Here is a 15572-nt window from a genome sequence, read left to right as displayed (position 1 = left end):
CTGCTAGTCACTACGCTGTGGACTAGGAAGACGCCCGGCGTTCGAGGTTATTCCACGTTCGGAAAAATAAATACCGGCCCGTGGAATAAATCCTCGCGACGCGCGTCTTGCTGATTCTTCCTACTTGTGGCCGATGGCCCTGGAGTCGTTCATGGTTGATCGCACCTCACCCCCCGGCGGGCCGCAGCGCCCGCCATTGAGTGCCGCGAGCCTGGTGTTGCGTCTGGGCGGCATTGCCGTCGTGGTCGCCGCCGTCGCCGGAGCTTTTGCCTACGTTCATGGCAACCTTGACCCACAGCGCCTGACCCCCAAAGCGCTGGTCGACGTGCTGGAAAAGAACAACGGCGTGCATCCCGGGTTTCGTCGCAACCACGCCAAGGGCGTGTGCGTGATCGGGCATTTCGAGAGCAGTGGCGAGGCGCGGGTGTATTCCGCCGCGCAAGTGTTCAATGAACCGCGCACCCCGGTGGTCGGCCGTTTTGCGCTGCCGGCGGGCAACCCGTATGCGCCGGACAGCGCCGTGCCGATCCGCAGCCTGGCGCTGCGTTTCACCCAGGCCAACGGCCAGCAGTGGCGCACCGGGATGAACAGCATGCCGGTGTTCCCGGTCGGCACGCCTGAGGCGTTCTATCAGTTGCAGCAGGCGCAGTCGCCCGACCCTGCCACCGGCAAGCCGGATCCGGCCAAAGTCCCGGCGTTTTTTGCCGCGCACCCGGAAACCGTGCCGTTTCTGACCTGGGTGAAAACCGCCAAGCCGTCCGCCAGTTATGCGACGGAAACCTACAACAGCGTCAACGCGTTCTATCTGGTCGACGCCAGCGGCAAGAAGCAGGCCGTGCGCTGGAGCATGGCCCCGCTGGCCCAGGACGCTGCGGGTGCCAGCGCACCGGAGGGCGCTGACTTTCTTGAAAAGGATCTGGTGCAGCGCCTCGCCGCCGCACCGCTGCGCTTTCAGTTGAACATCACCCTGGCCAGCGCCGATGACCCGGTCAACGATGCCAGCAAAGCCTGGCCCGCCGGGCGCAAGGTGCTGAATGCCGGCACCCTGGTGCTGGAGAAAACCCAGCCGCAACTCAGTGGTGAGTGCCGCGACATCAACTACGACCCGCTGGTGCTGCCGGCCGGCATTCAGGGTTCCGACGACCCGTTGCTCGCCGCCCGTTCCGCCGGGTATGCCGATTCCTACCTGCGTCGCACCAGCGAAGTCAGCCAGTTGCCGACCACCCGACAGGAGGCTCGCCCATGAGCACGCAACCGACCCATTTCAATCCGCTGGCGCGGCTGCTGCACTGGCTGATGGCGCTGATGATCATCGCCATGCTGTTTATCGGTGCCGGTATGGTCACCTCGGTTTCGGCACGGCATGAGTGGCTGCTCAATCTGCACAAGCCGCTGGGCATTGCGATTCTGTTGCTGGTGGTGGTGCGCCTGGTGGTGCGGTTCTCCACCCGCCAACCGCCGTTGCCGGAGGATCTGCCGGGCTGGCAGGTGATGGCGGCCAAGGCTTCGCATGTGTTGCTGTACGCGCTGATGCTGGTTCTGCCCTTGTTGGGCTGGGCGATGATCAGTGCGGCGGGCGATCCGGTGATGCTCAGCCATTCCTTGCAACTGCCGTCGATTGTGCCGGCGGATGCGCAGGTGTTCGCACTGCTGCGCAAGGCCCATGGCTATCTCGCCTACCTGCTGTTCCTGACGGTGCTGCTGCACCTGGCGGCAGCGCTATTCCACGGCTGGGTGCGTCGTGACGAGGTGCTCGACAGCATGTTGCGCGGCCGCGATCGCGGCTAGTTAGCTCGCTGGCGTGGCGCATCGCGACGGTGCGCCACGTTTTACCGTCAACCACCAGTAGCCCAGCGCCAGGCTATTGATCGCGGCACCCAGCAGGCACACGCCGAGCCAGCCGGCCCAGGCGTACATCGCCGTCGAACCGATCGACCCGAGGGCGCTGCCCAGCGAATAGAACAGCATGTAGCCGGCGGTCAGGCGGCTCTGCGCCTGCGGGCGGACGCTGTAGATCATGCTCTGGCTGGTGACGTGCACTGCCTGCAAGCCCAGGTCCAGGGTAATCACCCCGAGCAGCAGCGCCCACAGCGACGACTGGGTGAGGGCGATCGGCAGCCACGAAGCGAGCATCAGCAGCAGCGACAGACCGCTGACCCACTGACCGTATCCGCGATCCGCCAGATGGCCGGCCCGCGCGGCAGCCAGCGCGCCGGCGGCACCGGCGAGGCCGAACAGACCGATTTCACTGTGCGACAACGACAGCGGCGGGGCGGCGAGTGGCAGCACCATCGGCGTCCACAGCACCATCGCGCTGGCGAACGTCAGCAGGGCGAGGATGGCGCGCTGGCGCAGCACGGGTTCTTCCTTGAACAGGCTGAACACCGAGGCGATCAGTTGTGCGTAGGGAGTGGTCGCTTGCGCGGTTTCGTCCTTGGGCAGCACGCGCAGCAACAGCAGCGCCATCACCAGGGTCAATCCGGCGGACAACAGATAGATCGAGCGCCAGCCGGCCAAGTCGGCCATGCCGCCGGCGACGGTACGCGCCAACAGAATACCGACGACGATGCCGCTGGTAATCACCCCCACCACTCGGCCACGGACTGCGGGCACGGCGAGCGTCGCGGCGTAGGCCACCAGCACCTGGGTGACGACGGCCAGCAGACCAGTGAGGCTCATGCCTAGCAGCAACCAGGCGCTGTTGCTGGCCAGGCCGATCATCAGCAGCGCCAGTGCCGACAACAGCGTTTGCGTGACGATCAGGCGTCGGCGGTTGAGCAAGTCGCCCAGCGGCACCAGCAACACCAGGCCGATGCCGTAGCCGATCTGGGTCAGGGTGATGACGATGCCGATGGTCGCTGGCGCCATGGCGAAGCTGGCGGCCATGGCGTCGAGCAGCGGTTGTGCGTAATACACGTTGCCCACTGCCAGGCCGCAGGCGATCGCAAACAGCAGCACCACGCCACTGCCGAGGGTTTGAGGTTGCATGGATCCATTCCTTTTGTGGTTTCAACTTGAAACTGAATTCACGGTAGGTAATCTGGTTTTAATTTGCAACCTGATCCCATAAAAAAAGATCGCAGCCAGGCTGCGATCTTTTTTTGAAAGCGGGGCGCCAGAGAATCAGCGCAGGCTGTCGACCATGTCGGCGATCGTGGTCAGCACGTCCTTGCCCAGTTGTTTCGAGCGTTTGCCCGACCAGCCCGTGAGCGGGTTCGGCGCATCGTCATGGTCCTTGAACGGCATCTCCAGGGTCAGCGCCAGGCAATCGTATTTCTGCCCGACGCTGTTGCAGGCCAGCGTCATGTTGGCCTGACCCGGTTCGTCGCGGGTGTAGCCGTATTTGGTCTGGAAATCCTTGGTGGTGCGTTTCAGGTGGTTGCGGAAGCGTTCTTCGAGTTGCTCCAGACGCGGCGTATAGCGCGGATTGCCTTCGCAACCGGCAGTGAACACGTGGGGGATTTCTTCGTCGCCGTGGACGTCGATGAACAGGTCGACGCCGTACGTTTCCATCTGCTGCTGGACGAACAATACCTCCGGGCTGAGTTCCTGGCTGGCGTTCTGCCAGGCGCGGTTCAGGTCCTGGCCCATGGCGTTGGTGCGCAGGTGCCCGTGGAAGGCGCCGTCGGGGTTCATGTTCGGCACCAGGTACAGGTCGGCGCTGGCCAACAGCTGGTTGAGAACCGGGTCGTCCTGGCGCTCCAGGCGTTCGATCACGCCCTCCATGAACCACTCGGCCATGTGCTCGCCGGGGTGCTGCTGGGCGATGATCCAGATCTTGCGTCGACCTTCGGCGCCGCTGCCCTTGCGCAGCAGCTGGATATCGCGACCCTCGACGCTTTTGCCGGTGGCCAGCAGCTCGGTGCCGGCCTTGGTCAGTGCCTGTTCGATCAGCCAGTCGTGGCGACCGCGGCTGTAGGGTTCGAAGTAGGCGAACCAGGCGTGGGTCTGCGTGGCTTCGAGGCAGAAGCGCAGGCAATCGCCTTCGAAAATGGTCGGAATACGGAACCAGTTGACGTGATCGTAGGAGGCGACCGCCTGGTAACCGGTCCAGGCCTTGTTGTAGGAAGACTGGCTGGCGTTGTTCAGGCGAAACCAGTGTTCCTGGCCGACATGCAGGCCGCTGGCCTTGAAGTGAAACCACTGGAAATGCGCGCTGCGGGTGTCCGGGCGGATGGCCAGAACCGGGCTGAGCGGATTGCTGATATCGATGACTTGGATGTTGCCGCTGTCGAAGTTGGCGCTGATGTCGAACGAGGATTTGGCCACGGTCATAATCGGTTCCTGAATATGATTTTTATGGCGCTACTGTACACGCAAGACTGCGCTGAAACCGAGGGAAATTGCCGGGTGTGGCGGGGGGCGTCCTCCATGACGCGCAGGCAGCTTAGAGACTGTGCGATTGATTCTCAAGTGCTAATTGCCATTAGTTTGCCCCAATGTCGGCGGGCTCTGCTTGCCATTCGATAGTCTTTTGATATTATCCGCGCCATCGAATTTGCAGCACCCAAAGACTTCATTAGCCTGAAGACTCAAGCCAGAAAACTGGCAAAAAAAAGACCCGGCAAAAAGCCGGGTCAAAAACCGTGATTAGCCTGATGAGGAGATAGTCCAGAAGACCGACCTAAGGTCTCTGGTCCATCGACTGATCTCGCGACCAGCTGCTTGCAATAATAATCATTATCATTTGCAAGTCAAACGTTTTTATCTGCGCGATTGGAAAATTCTTTCCTGTCCGTTCGAACGCGTGCTCAGCGTTCACCGCGATCCAATGCGTGATCGACCATCGCCCGTGCCATATCCACCATGTGTACCGCCGAAAAGGCCAGGTCGCGATTGACCCCCTGCAGATTGTCCGCGGCCTTGAACGCCGTCGCGGCCGCGCAACGCAACAGGTCGGACGCATGCACCAGGGATTCTTCATTGCTCAGGTTGCGGTTGACGCCGAAGAAGCGATCTTCGTTGCTCGGTTCTGAAACAGCCGGTTTCAAGTAGTAATCCAGTGCGCGCTGGGCCGCCGCGTTGCCTTGCGGCGTGTTCAAACGGGTGTCGAGGTCCGGTTCGGGCAGGTCATTGCAGGTGTTGTTCATGATGAAGTAGCACTCCTTGGTCGATGGAAAATCCGTGTCTTCAGCATAATACCCAGCGTATTTGTGACCAGAATTTAAATACTACAATATGTGTTTTGCTGGCCGAAGGCGGGGCACGTATGGTGCCGCACATGGATAAATGGATTGAATTGGTCAAGGCCAAAATGAGTGAACTCAAAATCACTCAAGTCGAACTCGGCGAACGCGTCGGCATGTCCCAGGGCGGTATCGGCCACTGGCTGAACAAGCGTCGCGAGCCGGGTGTCACGGAAATGAACAAGGTGCTGAAAGCCCTGGGCATGGATTTTCTCGAAGTGGCGCTGGTCATCCGCGAGCCGCAGGCCGACGCCGACGACGAAATGCCCCTGGCGCAGAAGTACAACCCGTACTTCCGCTATCCGGTAAGCGACTGGCGCGTGTCGTCCGAGGTGCGCGAAAGCGCAACGGCGTATGCGACCACCCAGGACAAGCGCCGCTTCGAACTGACGGACTATCACGCCCGTGGTCCGGCGTTCTGGCTGATCGTGGCGGGTAATGCGATGACGGCGCCGAGCGGCCCGAGCATCGCTGAAGGCATGTTGATCCTGGTGGACCCGGCAGTGGAAGCGGTGCCCGGCAAACTGGTGATCGCCCAGTGGCAGGACAGTGACGAAGCGATTTTCCGTCAGCTGATCGAAGAGGGCGGCCAGCGTTACCTGATGCCGCTCAATCCGACCTGGCCGAAAGCGCTGTTCACTGACGAGTGCCGGATCATCGGCGTCGTGGTGCAGGCAACAGCCAGGTACTGAGTCGGATCGATCCTACTTCGTTGTAGGATCGATCCTTTTCTTCAGGCCTCTTCCAGCTCGACCAAGGTACTGCCTTCACTGACCATTTCGCCTTCCTGGCAATGCAGCGCCTTGATCACGCCGGCACGAGGCGCGCGGACGCTGTGCTCCATCTTCATCGCTTCCAGCACCACCAGTTGCGCGCCGGCTTCCACCGCTTGCCCGGCTTCGACCAGCACGCGCACGATGCTGCCGTTCATCGGTGCGGTCAGGCCGCCCTGATGGCTGTGGCTGGCTTCGACAGCGCTGATCGGGTCGAAGCGTTCGACGCGACGCAGTTCGCCATCCCATTGCAGATACACTGCCTCACCCTGACGAATCGCCCGCAGCCGACGCCGTACGCCATCCTGCTCGATCAGCAATTGATCGCCCACCAGCGTCGCGTTGCCGCCTGCATCCAGGGTCATCGCCCGGTCCTGATCTTCACAGCTCAGGTGCAAGGAAATTTCCCGCGGCAGACCGGCGCGCAAACCATTGCTCAGCGCCCACGGCGAAGCCGCATCATCACCCCGCACGACATCGGGCAGACTTTGCGCGAACGCCTGCGCGGCGGCGTGCCAGAACGCGTCGCCGAGTGTGGCGGGCGCCGGCAGCAACTGCTCCTGATAACGCGGAATGAACCCGGTATCCAGCTCTGCCGCTGCGAACGCCGGATGCGCGATGATCCGCCGCAGGAAGTTGATGTTGGTTTTCAGCCCGCCAATGGCGAACTCATCGAGCATGCTCAACAGGCGCAAGCGCGCCTGTTCGCGATCCGCGCCCCAGGCGATCAATTTGCCGAGCATCGGGTCATAGAACGGCGACACCTGATCGCCTTGCTCGACGCCGCTGTCCACCCGGCGCCCCGGCCCCTCATTCGATTCGCGATACAACTCGAGGCGCCCGGTGGCCGGCAGGAAATCATTCGCCGGATCCTCCGCATACAAACGCACTTCAATTGCATGGCCGTGCAGCGGCACTTGTGCCTGGGTGATCGGCAGCGTTTCGCCGCGCGCCACGCGGATTTGCCAGGCCACCAGATCCAGCCCGGTGATGGCTTCGGTGACCGGGTGCTCGACCTGCAAGCGGGTGTTCATTTCCATGAAGAAGAATTCGCCGCGCGCGTCCAGCAGGAATTCCACGGTGCCGGCGCCGACGTAACCGATGGCCTGCGCCGAGCGCACGGCCGCTTCGCCCATCGCCCGGCGCAACTCGGGGCTCAGGCCGGGTGCCGGGGCTTCCTCGACGACTTTCTGGTGGCGACGCTGGATCGAGCAGTCGCGCTCGTTGAGGTACAGGCAGTTGCCATGCTGATCGGCGAACACCTGGATTTCCACGTGGCGCGGCTTGAGCAGGTACTTCTCCACGAGCATGCGCGAGTCACCGAACGACGACTGCGCTTCCCGCTGCGCCGAGGCCAGGGCTTCGGCCAGCTGGCTGACGTCCTCGACCACTTTCATGCCCTTGCCGCCGCCCCCGGCGGTTGCCTTGAGCAGCACCGGATAGCCAATGCGTTCGCAGGCATCGCGGAACGTGTCGAGGTCCTGCGCTTCGCCGTGATAGCCCGGCACCAGCGGCACACCGGCGGTTTCCATCAGCGCTTTGGCGGCGGATTTGCTGCCCATGGCATCGATGGCCGCGGCAGGCGGGCCGAGGAAGATCAGCCCGGCCGCTTCGATGGCGCGGGCGAACCCGGCGTTTTCCGAAAGGAAGCCATAACCCGGATGGATCGCCTGGGCACCGCTGGCCTTGGCCGCGGCGATCAGTTTGTCGATCTGCAGATAGCTGTCGGCGGCCTTGCTGCCTCCGAGGTCGACGCGGATATCCGCTTCGCGGCTGTGGCGCGCCTCGCGGTCGGTGGCGCTGTGCACGGCAACGGTGGTCAGGCCCAGGGCCTTGGCGGTGCGCATCACCCGGCAAGCGATTTCGCCGCGGTTGGCCACCAGCAGAGTGGTGAGTACGGGGGCGCTCATCAACGCGGCTCCTTGGTGGTGGTTGCGGCTTGCCAGCTCGGCGCGCGCTTTTGCAGAAACGCGCGCAAGCCTTCCTGGCCTTCGGGGCTGACCCGGATGCGGGCGATGGCATTCTCGGTGTAGCGGCGCAGGGCCGGGGTCAGTGCGCCGTTGCCGACTTCGCGCAGCAGATCCTTGCTGGCGCGCAGGGCGGCAGGGCTGTTGAGCAGCAGATTGTCGATCCACTGTTCGACCTTTTGCTCCAGCTCGGCGGCCGGGAAACTCTCGCAGAGCAAGCCGATTTCCCGCGCCCGTTGGCCGTCGAAGCGCTCGGCAGTCAGGGCGTAACGCCGCGCCGCGCGCTCGCCGATGGCTTGCACCACGAATGGACTGATCACCGCCGGCGCCAGGCCGATGCGCACTTCCGACAGGCAGAACTGTGCGTCATCGGCACCGATGGCCATGTCGCAGCAACTGATCAGGCCCAGCGCACCGCCGAACGCCGCGCCTTGCACCACGGCCACGGTCGGAATCTTCAGTTTGGCGAGGTTGTACATCAGCTCGGCCAGTTCGCGGGCATCGTCGAGGTTGGTGTGGTAGTCGAGTTCCGCCGATTGCTGCATCCACGCCAGATCCGCACCGGCGCTGAAGTGCTTGCCACGGCCGCGCAGCAGCAGGAAGCGCAGGCTGGCGTCGCTGGCCACTTTGTCCAGCGCGAGGATCAGCTCGCGGATCATCTCGGCGTTGAACGCGTTGTTCTTTTCTGCGCGGTTGAGCCACAGGGTGGCGAAACCCCGTGGGTCGTTGTGCAGTTCAAGGGTGTTGAAGTCGCTCATATTCATCCGTCTCCACGGTTCCGTGGCAGCGGGCCGGCTGGCGAAGAACGCTACGCGGGCGTGCCGATACACCGCGCTGAAGCCTTCGCGAGCAGGCTCGCTGCCACAAAAAAGCATCACATCCGGAACACGCCGAAGCGGCTCGGTTCGATAGGCGCGTTCAACGACGCGGACAAGGCCAGGGCAAGTACATCGCGGGTCTGCGCCGGGTCGATGACACCGTCGTCCCACAGGCGTGCACTGGAGTAGTAGGGGTGACCCTGTTCTTCATACTGGTCGAGGATCGGTTGCTTGATGTCGGCTTCCTGCGCGGCACTGAAGGCTTGCCCGCTGCGTTCGGCCTGCTCGCGCTTGACCTGCACCAGCACGCCGGCCGCCTGCTCGGCGCCCATCACGCCGATCCGCGCGTTCGGCCACATCCACAGGAAACGCGGGTCGTAGGCACGGCCGCACATGCCGTAGTTGCCGGCGCCGAAACTGCCGCCGATGATCACGGTGAATTTCGGCACCTTGGCGCAAGCCACGGCGGTGACCAGTTTGGCGCCGTGCTTGGCGATGCCGCCGGCCTCGTATTTCTGGCCGACCATGAAACCGGTGATGTTCTGCAGGAACAGCAGTGGAATGCCGCGCTGGCAGGCCAGCTCGATGAAATGCGCGCCTTTCTGCGCGGCCTCGGCGAAGAGGATGCCGTTATTGGCGAGGATCGCGATCGGGTAGCCGTGCAGATGGGCGAAACCGCACACCAGCGTGGTACCGAACAGCGCCTTGAATTCGTCGAACACCGACCCGTCCACCAGCCGCGCGATCACTTCACGCACATCGAACGGCTGCTTGGCATCGGCCGAGACCACGCCGTACAACTCGTCGCTGCTGTACAGCGGCGCGATCGGCGCGCGTTGCTGCACCTCGCCGAGCTTGCGCCAGTTGAGGTTGGCGATGCTGCGGCGGGCGAGGGCGAGGGCGTGTTCGTCACTTTCGGCGTAATGGTCGGCCACCCCGGACACCTTGCAGTGCACATCGGCACCGCCGAGGTCTTCGGCGCTGACCACTTCACCGGTGGCGGCTTTCACCAGTGGCGGGCCGGCGAGGAAAATCGTTGCCTGGTTGCGCACCATGATCGCTTCGTCCGCCATCGCCGGCACATAGGCGCCACCGGCGGTGCAGGAGCCCATGACCACGGCAATCTGCGGAATGCCCATGGCGCTCATGTTGGCCTGGTTGAAGAAGATCCGCCCGAAGTGCTCGCGGTCCGGGAACACCTCGTCCTGACGCGGCAGGTTGGCGCCACCGGAATCCACCAGATAGATGCACGGCAGGCGATTCTGCTGGGCGATGGTCTGCGCGCGCAGGTGTTTCTTCACGGTCAGCGGGTAGTACGAGCCGCCTTTCACCGTCGCGTCGTTGGCGACGATCATGCACTCGACACCTTCGACCCGGCCGATGCCGGCGATCACGCCTGCGGCCGGGACGTCTTCGCCGTACACCGCGTGCGCGGCGAGCTGGCTGATTTCCAGAAACGGTGAGCCCGGATCGAGCAGGCGGTTGATCCGCTCACGCGGCAGCAATTTGCCGCGCGAGGTGTGCCGTTCCTGGGCTTTCGCGCCCCCGCCCTGGGCCACCTGGGCGAGCAGGGTGTGCAAGGCGTCGACCTGTTCGAGCATCGCCGCCCGGTTGGCGGCGAACTCCGCTGAACGGAGATTGAGCTGGGTATGCAGGGTAGCCATGTGCAGCTCCGTTTAGCGGGTTTCGTTGAACAGTTCGCGCCCGATCAGCATGCGTCGGATCTCACTGGTGCCGGCGCCGATTTCGTACAGCTTGGCGTCGCGCAGCAGGCGCCCGGCCGGGAATTCGTTGATGTAACCGTTGCCGCCGAGAATCTGGATCGCATCCAGGGCCATTTGCGTGGCGCGTTCGGCGGTGTAGAGGATCACCCCGGCGGCGTCCTTGCGCGTGGTCTCGTTGCGTTCGCAGGCCTGCGCCACGGCGTAGAGGTAGGCGCGGCTGGCGTTGAGCTGGGTGTACATGTCGGCGACCTTGCCCTGGATCAGCTGGAATTCGCCGATGCTCTGGCCGAACTGCTTGCGATCGTGGATGTACGGCACGATCAGGTCCATGCACGACTGCATGATCCCGGTCGGGCCGCCGGAGAGCACCACGCGCTCGTAATCGAGGCCGCTCATCAACACTTTCACCCCGCCGTTGAGTGCGCCAAGGATGTTCTCTTCCGGCACTTCGACGTCATCGAAGAACAGCTCGCAGGTGTTGGAGCCGCGCATGCCGAGCTTGTCGAACTTGTTGCTGCGGCTGAAGCCTTTCCAGTCGCGCTCGACGATGAACGCGGTGATGCCGTGCGGGCCTTTTTCCAGGTCGGTCTTGGCGTAGATCACGTAGGTGTTGGCGTCAGGGCCGTTGGTGATCCAGGTCTTGCTGCCGTTGAGCACGAAGCGGTCGCCGCGCTTGTCGGCGCGCAGTTTCATCGACACCACGTCGGAACCGGCATTCGGCTCGCTCATGGCGAGGGCGCCGACGTGTTCGCCGCTGATCAGTTTCGGCAGGTATTTGCTTTTCTGTTCGTGGTTGCCATTGCGGTTGATCTGGTTGACGCAGAGGTTGGAGTGGGCGCCGTAGGACAACGCCACCGAGGCCGAACCGCGGCTGATTTCTTCCATCGCCACCACGTGCGCCAGGTACCCCAGGCCGGCGCCACCGTACTCTTCCGACACTGTGATGCCAAGCAGGCCCATGTCGCCGAATTTGCGCCACATGTCGGCGGGGAACAGGTTGTCGTGGTCGATCTGTGCGGCGCGCGGGGCGATCTGATCGGCGACGAAGGACTGGACCTGATCGCGCAGCATGTCGATGGTTTCACCGAGGGCGAAGTTCAGGGATGGGTAGCTCATGGGTCACCTTTTGGCTTTTTTGTCGGGTGGGGAGGGCGGTTGGACAGCTCTCACCTTTACGTTAACGTAAGCCTGTGACGGATGGCTGTCAATCACCCTTTACGTTAACGTCAACTTAAGCGAGAGTAGGGTCAGTTCTGAATGGTCGGAGCTGTTCGAGGCTCCGTTCCAACACCCACTAATAAAGACAATAGGGGTCGTCATGGATCAACCCAGTGCAAACCCGGCGCGCAGCTACACCCGCGGTTCCCAGGACAAAGCCTTGCTGGCGATGACCATCGGGCAGAAGTTCGACCAGACGGTGGCGCAATACCCCGACGCAGAAGCGCTCGTCGTGCGCCATCAGCAGCTGCGCTATTCCTGGCGGCAACTGGCCGCCGCGGTGGATCTGCACGCCAGAGCGCTGCTCGCCCTGGGTCTGCAGGCCGGCGACCGCTTGGGCATCTGGGCACCGAACTGCGCGCAGTGGTGCATTACTCAGTTCGCCACGGCGAAAATCGGCGTGATCCTGGTCAACGTCAACCCGGCCTACCGCAGCTCCGAACTGGAATACGTGCTCAGGCAATCCGGCTGCCAATGGCTGGTCTGCGCCGGGGCGTTCAAGTCCTCCAACTACCACGCCATGCTGCAAGGCCTGGTGCCGGAACTGGCCGAACACTGCATTGGCCAAGTGCGCAGTGAGCGTCTGCCGGAGTTGCGCGGGGTGATCAGCCTCGACGCGCAGCCACCCTCGGGTTTCCTGCCGTGGTCACAATTGTCGGACATGGCCGCCAGCGTCACCCCGCAACAACTCAGCGAATGTAGCGCCAGCCTGCACTTCGATCAAGCGGTGAACATCCAGTACACCTCCGGCACCACCGGTTTCCCCAAGGGCGCGACCCTGAGTCACTACAACATCCTCAATAACGGTTACATGGTCGGCGAAAGCATCGGCCTGACCCCGACCGATCGCCTGGTGATCCCGGTGCCGCTGTACCACTGCTTCGGCATGGTCATGGGCAACCTCGGCTGCATCACCCACGGCAGCACGATGATTTACCCCAACGATGCGTTCGATCCGTTGCTGACCCTGCAAACCGTCGCCGAAGAAAAAGCCACCGGTCTGTACGGCGTGCCGACCATGTTCATTGCCATGCTCGATCAGCCGCAACGGGCTGCGTTCGACCTGTCGACCCTGCGCACCGGAATCATGGCCGGTGCCACCTGCCCGATTGAAGTGATGCGCCGGGTCATCAGCGAGATGCACATGAGCGAAGTGCAGATCGCCTATGGCATGACCGAAACCAGCCCGGTGTCGCTGCAGACCGGCCCGGCGGACGAGCTCGAACTGCGCGTCACCACGGTCGGCCGCACGCAGCCGCAACTGGAAAGCAAGATCATCGACGAGGCCGGCAACCTGGTGCCGCGCGGCACCATCGGCGAGCTCTGCACCCGTGGCTACAGCGTGATGCTCGGTTACTGGAACAACCCGCAGGCGACCGCCGAGGCCATCGACGAGGCGGGCTGGATGCATACCGGCGATCTGGCGAGCATGAACGAGGAGGGTTACGTGAACATCGCCGGGCGCAACAAGGACATGATCATCCGTGGCGGCGAGAACATTTATCCGCGCGAGCTGGAAGAGTTCTTTTTTACCCACCCGGCAGTGGCGGACGTCCAGGTGATCGGCATTCCGTGCTCACGTTACGGCGAGGAAATCGTTGCCTGGATCAAGTTCCATCCCGGGCACAGTGCGACCGAGCAGGCGCTGCAGGCGTGGTGCAAGGAGCGCATCGCCCACTTCAAGACGCCGCGGCATTTCAAATTCGTCGAGGAGTTTCCGATGACGGTGACGGGCAAGATCCAGAAATTTCGCATGCGTGAAATAAGCATCGAAGAGTTAAAAACAATCGAACGCTAACCATCACCCCTTGTGGGAGCTGGCAAGCCAACTCCCACAGGAGTGTTCGGGAATTCGGGAATCGCAGGAAGCACAAAGGGGAGCCGAAGCTCCCCTTTAATTTTGTCGTCGCGTGCTCTTTTTATTATTGAGGGGCGGTCTGTTGTTGTTTTTGGCAACCGTGGCCCTTTACCGCTGTTTTTGGCGATCCCCATCCGGGATCAAGAGCAAACGTATTTTTTTGAGCGCTGATCTGCTTTCTCGCCAAGCGATCCAACCGATTCGGGAGCTACCTGAAGGTAGTTTTATTGTTCTCTGCCCGGTTGCGGGTCACTCCTGGGAGCACCCTGAAAAACACACCTTCTCCAAAAAAATCTGTTAGCTGCGTCTCTGCCGTGTTGTTTTTGTTATGTCAGAGTCGGTACGTCTTATTTTTATTGGTTTGCTGCTTTTTATTCTTGTTATGCCATAGAGATAGCAGAAGCCGTGCCAACTTTTTGAAACCCTTGTAAATCAAGGGCTTGAGATTTTTGAAGGATTTTTCCTTCAGGCAAAACCAGACAATTTGTTTCCGTGTTACTCGCTTGTGCCCACGTTTCGCGCTCGGCGGTAACACCGTCCCCCCTCACTGTGCGCTGCGAGCCTTGGCCACGCGCGAACCGGTCGGGCGACCCAGTACCGCACTGATCTGCTGGCCGGCGGCAATCAAGGCGTCGAGGTCGATACCGGTCTCGATCCCGAGGCCATTGAGCAGGTACACCACGTCTTCGGTAGCGACGTTACCGCTGGCGCCCTTGGCGTACGGGCAGCCGCCGAGGCCGGCGATCGAGCTGTCGAACACCGCGATGCCTTCCAGCAGGCTGGCATAGATGTTGGCCATGGCCTGGCCGTAGGTGTCGTGGAAGTGCCCGGCAAGCTTTTCCCGTGGCACTTGCGCCGACACCACGTCGAACAACCGCCGGGTCGCGCCTGCGGTGCCGGTGCCGATGGTGTCACCCAGCGAAACTTCATAGCAGCCCATCGCATACAACTCGCGGGCCACCATCGCCACTTGCTCGGGGGCGACTTCGCCTTCATAAGGGCAGCCCAGCACACAGGAGACGTAACCGCGCACGGTAACGCCGTGCTGTTTCGCTGCCTCCATGATCGGCGCAAACCGCGCCAGGCTTTCGCTGATCGAGCAATTGATATTGCGCTGCGAGAATGCTTCAGAGGCGGCGGCGAACACCGCGACTTCCTTTACGCCGGCAGCCAATGCATCTTCAAAACCGCGCAGGTTCGGCGCCAGCGCGCCATAGGTCACGCCGGGCTGGCGCCGGATCTGCGCGAACACTTCAGCGGAGCCGGCCATCTGCGGCACCCATTTCGGGGAAACGAAACTGCCGACTTCGATATAGCCAAGGCCGGCGGCGCTCAAGGCGTCGACCAATTGCACCTTGTCAGCCACGCTGATCGGCTGGGCTTCGTTTTGCAGGCCATCGCGCGGGCCGACTTCGATCAGGCGTACTTGGGAGGGGAGGGACATGGGATTGACCTGCTCTGCTGAATTCGAGGAGAACCCTTGAAGGGGAGATGTTGCGTTCAATTACTGCGCTGGCTGCTGGCTCTTGAGCGTCTGCTCCAGCGCCTGCACACAGCGCTCTTCGGCGGTGTCGAGTTCGAGCTTCATCTGTTCGATGTCGAGCAGTTGCTGTTCCAACTGTGCGCGGCGCTCGCTGATCTTCGCCAGCATGCTGTTGAGCTGTTTGGTGTTACCGCTGGACGGATCGTAGAGTTCGATCAGCTCGCGGCATTCGGCCAGCGAGAAACCGATGCGCTTGCCGCGCAGGATCAGCTTCAGGCTGACCTTGTCGCGGGGCGAATAAATGCGTTCCTGGCCGCGACGCTCAGGGCTGAGCAGGCCTTGCTCTTCATAAAAGCGAATGGCCCGGGTGGTGATGTCCAGCTCGCGGGCGAGGTCGGAAATGCTGTAGGTCTGGCTGCTCATGGAAGCGCTCGAGAAAGGGTCTTGGCGCTAAGCTAATGGCAGGTTGACGTTTACGTCAAGGGTGAAACGGATCGCAGCCCGCGGCAGCTCGCGCCGGTTGATCGGTCGCGCGGCTGCGATCG

Annotated in this window: 13 protein-coding genes; 4 read left to right on the top strand and 9 right to left on the bottom strand. The window is 62.4% G+C overall.

The genetic code is table 11. The annotated features are described in order from the left end of the window. Nucleotides 1–151: 151 nt before the first annotated feature. Together QRN70_RS05515 and QRN70_RS05510 are read left to right on the top strand one after the other, a co-directional pair. Nucleotides 152–1246, top strand: coding sequence for a catalase family peroxidase (locus tag QRN70_RS05515; protein WP_285416199.1), 1095 nt, complete (start codon nucleotides 152–154; stop codon nucleotides 1244–1246). Then, nucleotides 1243–1788, top strand: coding sequence for a cytochrome b (locus tag QRN70_RS05510; RefSeq protein ID WP_285416198.1), 546 nt, complete (start codon nucleotides 1243–1245; stop codon nucleotides 1786–1788). The genes QRN70_RS05515 and QRN70_RS05510 overlap by 4 nt, the downstream gene beginning before the upstream one ends. On the opposite strand, the gene QRN70_RS05505 is transcribed toward QRN70_RS05510, so the two are convergent. The 3 genes from QRN70_RS05505 to QRN70_RS05495 form a co-directional block, all read right to left on the bottom strand. Beyond that, nucleotides 1789–2988, bottom strand: a complete 1200-nt coding sequence (locus QRN70_RS05505) for an MFS transporter (protein WP_285416197.1) — start codon at nucleotides 2986–2988, stop codon at nucleotides 1789–1791. 135 nt (nucleotides 2989–3123) lie between these two features. Further along, entirely contained in the window at nucleotides 3124–4275 is a 1152-nt protein-coding gene (locus tag QRN70_RS05500; RefSeq protein ID WP_285416195.1) for a M14 family metallopeptidase, read from the bottom strand. Between the two features lie 476 nt (nucleotides 4276–4751). After that, nucleotides 4752–5090: a DUF6124 family protein gene (locus QRN70_RS05495; RefSeq protein ID WP_285416194.1), complete on the bottom strand. Its 339-nt coding sequence runs from the start codon at nucleotides 5088–5090 to the stop codon at nucleotides 4752–4754. Between the two features lie 131 nt (nucleotides 5091–5221). Here QRN70_RS05495 and QRN70_RS05490 point away from each other — a divergent pair, with 131 nt between their 5' ends. Beyond that, the gene (locus tag QRN70_RS05490) at nucleotides 5222–5878 is read left to right on the top strand and encodes a LexA family protein (protein ID WP_285416192.1); all 657 of its coding nucleotides are present in this window, start codon (nucleotides 5222–5224) and stop codon (nucleotides 5876–5878) included. A gap of 41 nt (nucleotides 5879–5919) precedes the next feature. On the opposite strand, the gene QRN70_RS05485 is transcribed toward QRN70_RS05490, so the two are convergent. The 4 genes from QRN70_RS05485 to QRN70_RS05470 form a co-directional block, all read right to left on the bottom strand. Beyond that, complete coding sequence (locus tag QRN70_RS05485; protein ID WP_285416190.1) at nucleotides 5920–7869, bottom strand: acetyl/propionyl/methylcrotonyl-CoA carboxylase subunit alpha; 1950 nt, start codon at nucleotides 7867–7869, stop codon at nucleotides 5920–5922. Then, nucleotides 7869–8684 (bottom strand): gamma-carboxygeranoyl-CoA hydratase, encoded by an 816-nt coding sequence (locus tag QRN70_RS05480; protein WP_285416188.1) that lies wholly within the window; start codon nucleotides 8682–8684, stop codon nucleotides 7869–7871. Before QRN70_RS05480 ends, QRN70_RS05485 begins: the two co-directional genes overlap by 1 nt. 116 nt (nucleotides 8685–8800) lie before the next feature. Further along, nucleotides 8801–10408, bottom strand: a complete 1608-nt coding sequence (locus tag QRN70_RS05475) for a carboxyl transferase domain-containing protein (protein WP_285416186.1) — start codon at nucleotides 10406–10408, stop codon at nucleotides 8801–8803. Nucleotides 10409–10420: 12 nt separating this feature from the next. Beyond that, nucleotides 10421–11584, bottom strand: a complete 1164-nt coding sequence (locus QRN70_RS05470; RefSeq protein WP_285416184.1) for an isovaleryl-CoA dehydrogenase — start codon at nucleotides 11582–11584, stop codon at nucleotides 10421–10423. 202 nt (nucleotides 11585–11786) lie between these two features. Here QRN70_RS05470 and QRN70_RS05465 point away from each other — a divergent pair, with 202 nt between their 5' ends. Then, on the top strand, nucleotides 11787–13484 hold the full coding sequence (locus QRN70_RS05465) for an AMP-binding protein (RefSeq protein ID WP_285416183.1): 1698 nt from the start codon (nucleotides 11787–11789) through the stop codon (nucleotides 13482–13484). A gap of 604 nt (nucleotides 13485–14088) precedes the next feature. Here QRN70_RS05465 and QRN70_RS05460 read toward each other — a convergent pair. Together QRN70_RS05460 and QRN70_RS05455 are read right to left on the bottom strand one after the other, a co-directional pair. Continuing rightward, the gene (locus QRN70_RS05460) at nucleotides 14089–14988 is read right to left on the bottom strand and encodes a hydroxymethylglutaryl-CoA lyase (RefSeq protein WP_285416182.1); all 900 of its coding nucleotides are present in this window, start codon (nucleotides 14986–14988) and stop codon (nucleotides 14089–14091) included. 60 nt (nucleotides 14989–15048) lie between these two features. Further along, on the bottom strand, nucleotides 15049–15450 hold the full coding sequence (locus QRN70_RS05455; RefSeq protein WP_285416181.1) for a MerR family transcriptional regulator: 402 nt from the start codon (nucleotides 15448–15450) through the stop codon (nucleotides 15049–15051). Nucleotides 15451–15572 lie beyond the last annotated feature (122 nt).

It is taken from the genome of Pseudomonas sp. efr-133-TYG-5, from assembly GCF_030209175.1.
In the GTDB taxonomy this organism is placed as follows: Bacteria; Pseudomonadota; Gammaproteobacteria; order Pseudomonadales; family Pseudomonadaceae; genus Aquipseudomonas.
This window is presented reverse-complemented; position numbering and strand designations above follow the sequence as displayed.

What these genes read in the sequence shown, in the direction of transcription:
- QRN70_RS05515 (WP_285416199.1), top strand. Translation starts at nt 152, where the DNA reads ATGGTTGATCGCACCTCACCCCCCGGCGGGCCGCAGCGCCCGCCATTG.
- QRN70_RS05510 (WP_285416198.1), top strand. Translation starts at nt 1,243, where the DNA reads ATGAGCACGCAACCGACCCATTTCAATCCGCTGGCGCGGCTGCTGCAC.
- QRN70_RS05505 (WP_285416197.1), bottom strand. Translation starts at nt 2,988, where the DNA reads ATGCAACCTCAAACCCTCGGCAGTGGCGTGGTGCTGCTGTTTGCGATC.
- QRN70_RS05500 (WP_285416195.1), bottom strand. Translation starts at nt 4,275, where the DNA reads ATGACCGTGGCCAAATCCTCGTTCGACATCAGCGCCAACTTCGACAGC.
- QRN70_RS05495 (WP_285416194.1), bottom strand. Translation starts at nt 5,090, where the DNA reads ATGAACAACACCTGCAATGACCTGCCCGAACCGGACCTCGACACCCGT.
- QRN70_RS05490 (WP_285416192.1), top strand. Translation starts at nt 5,222, where the DNA reads ATGGATAAATGGATTGAATTGGTCAAGGCCAAAATGAGTGAACTCAAA.
- QRN70_RS05485 (WP_285416190.1), bottom strand. Translation starts at nt 7,869, where the DNA reads ATGAGCGCCCCCGTACTCACCACTCTGCTGGTGGCCAACCGCGGCGAA.
- QRN70_RS05480 (WP_285416188.1), bottom strand. Translation starts at nt 8,684, where the DNA reads ATGAGCGACTTCAACACCCTTGAACTGCACAACGACCCACGGGGTTTC.
- QRN70_RS05475 (WP_285416186.1), bottom strand. Translation starts at nt 10,408, where the DNA reads ATGGCTACCCTGCATACCCAGCTCAATCTCCGTTCAGCGGAGTTCGCC.
- QRN70_RS05470 (WP_285416184.1), bottom strand. Translation starts at nt 11,584, where the DNA reads ATGAGCTACCCATCCCTGAACTTCGCCCTCGGTGAAACCATCGACATG.
- QRN70_RS05465 (WP_285416183.1), top strand. Translation starts at nt 11,787, where the DNA reads ATGGATCAACCCAGTGCAAACCCGGCGCGCAGCTACACCCGCGGTTCC.
- QRN70_RS05460 (WP_285416182.1), bottom strand. Translation starts at nt 14,988, where the DNA reads ATGTCCCTCCCCTCCCAAGTACGCCTGATCGAAGTCGGCCCGCGCGAT.
- QRN70_RS05455 (WP_285416181.1), bottom strand. Translation starts at nt 15,450, where the DNA reads ATGAGCAGCCAGACCTACAGCATTTCCGACCTCGCCCGCGAGCTGGAC.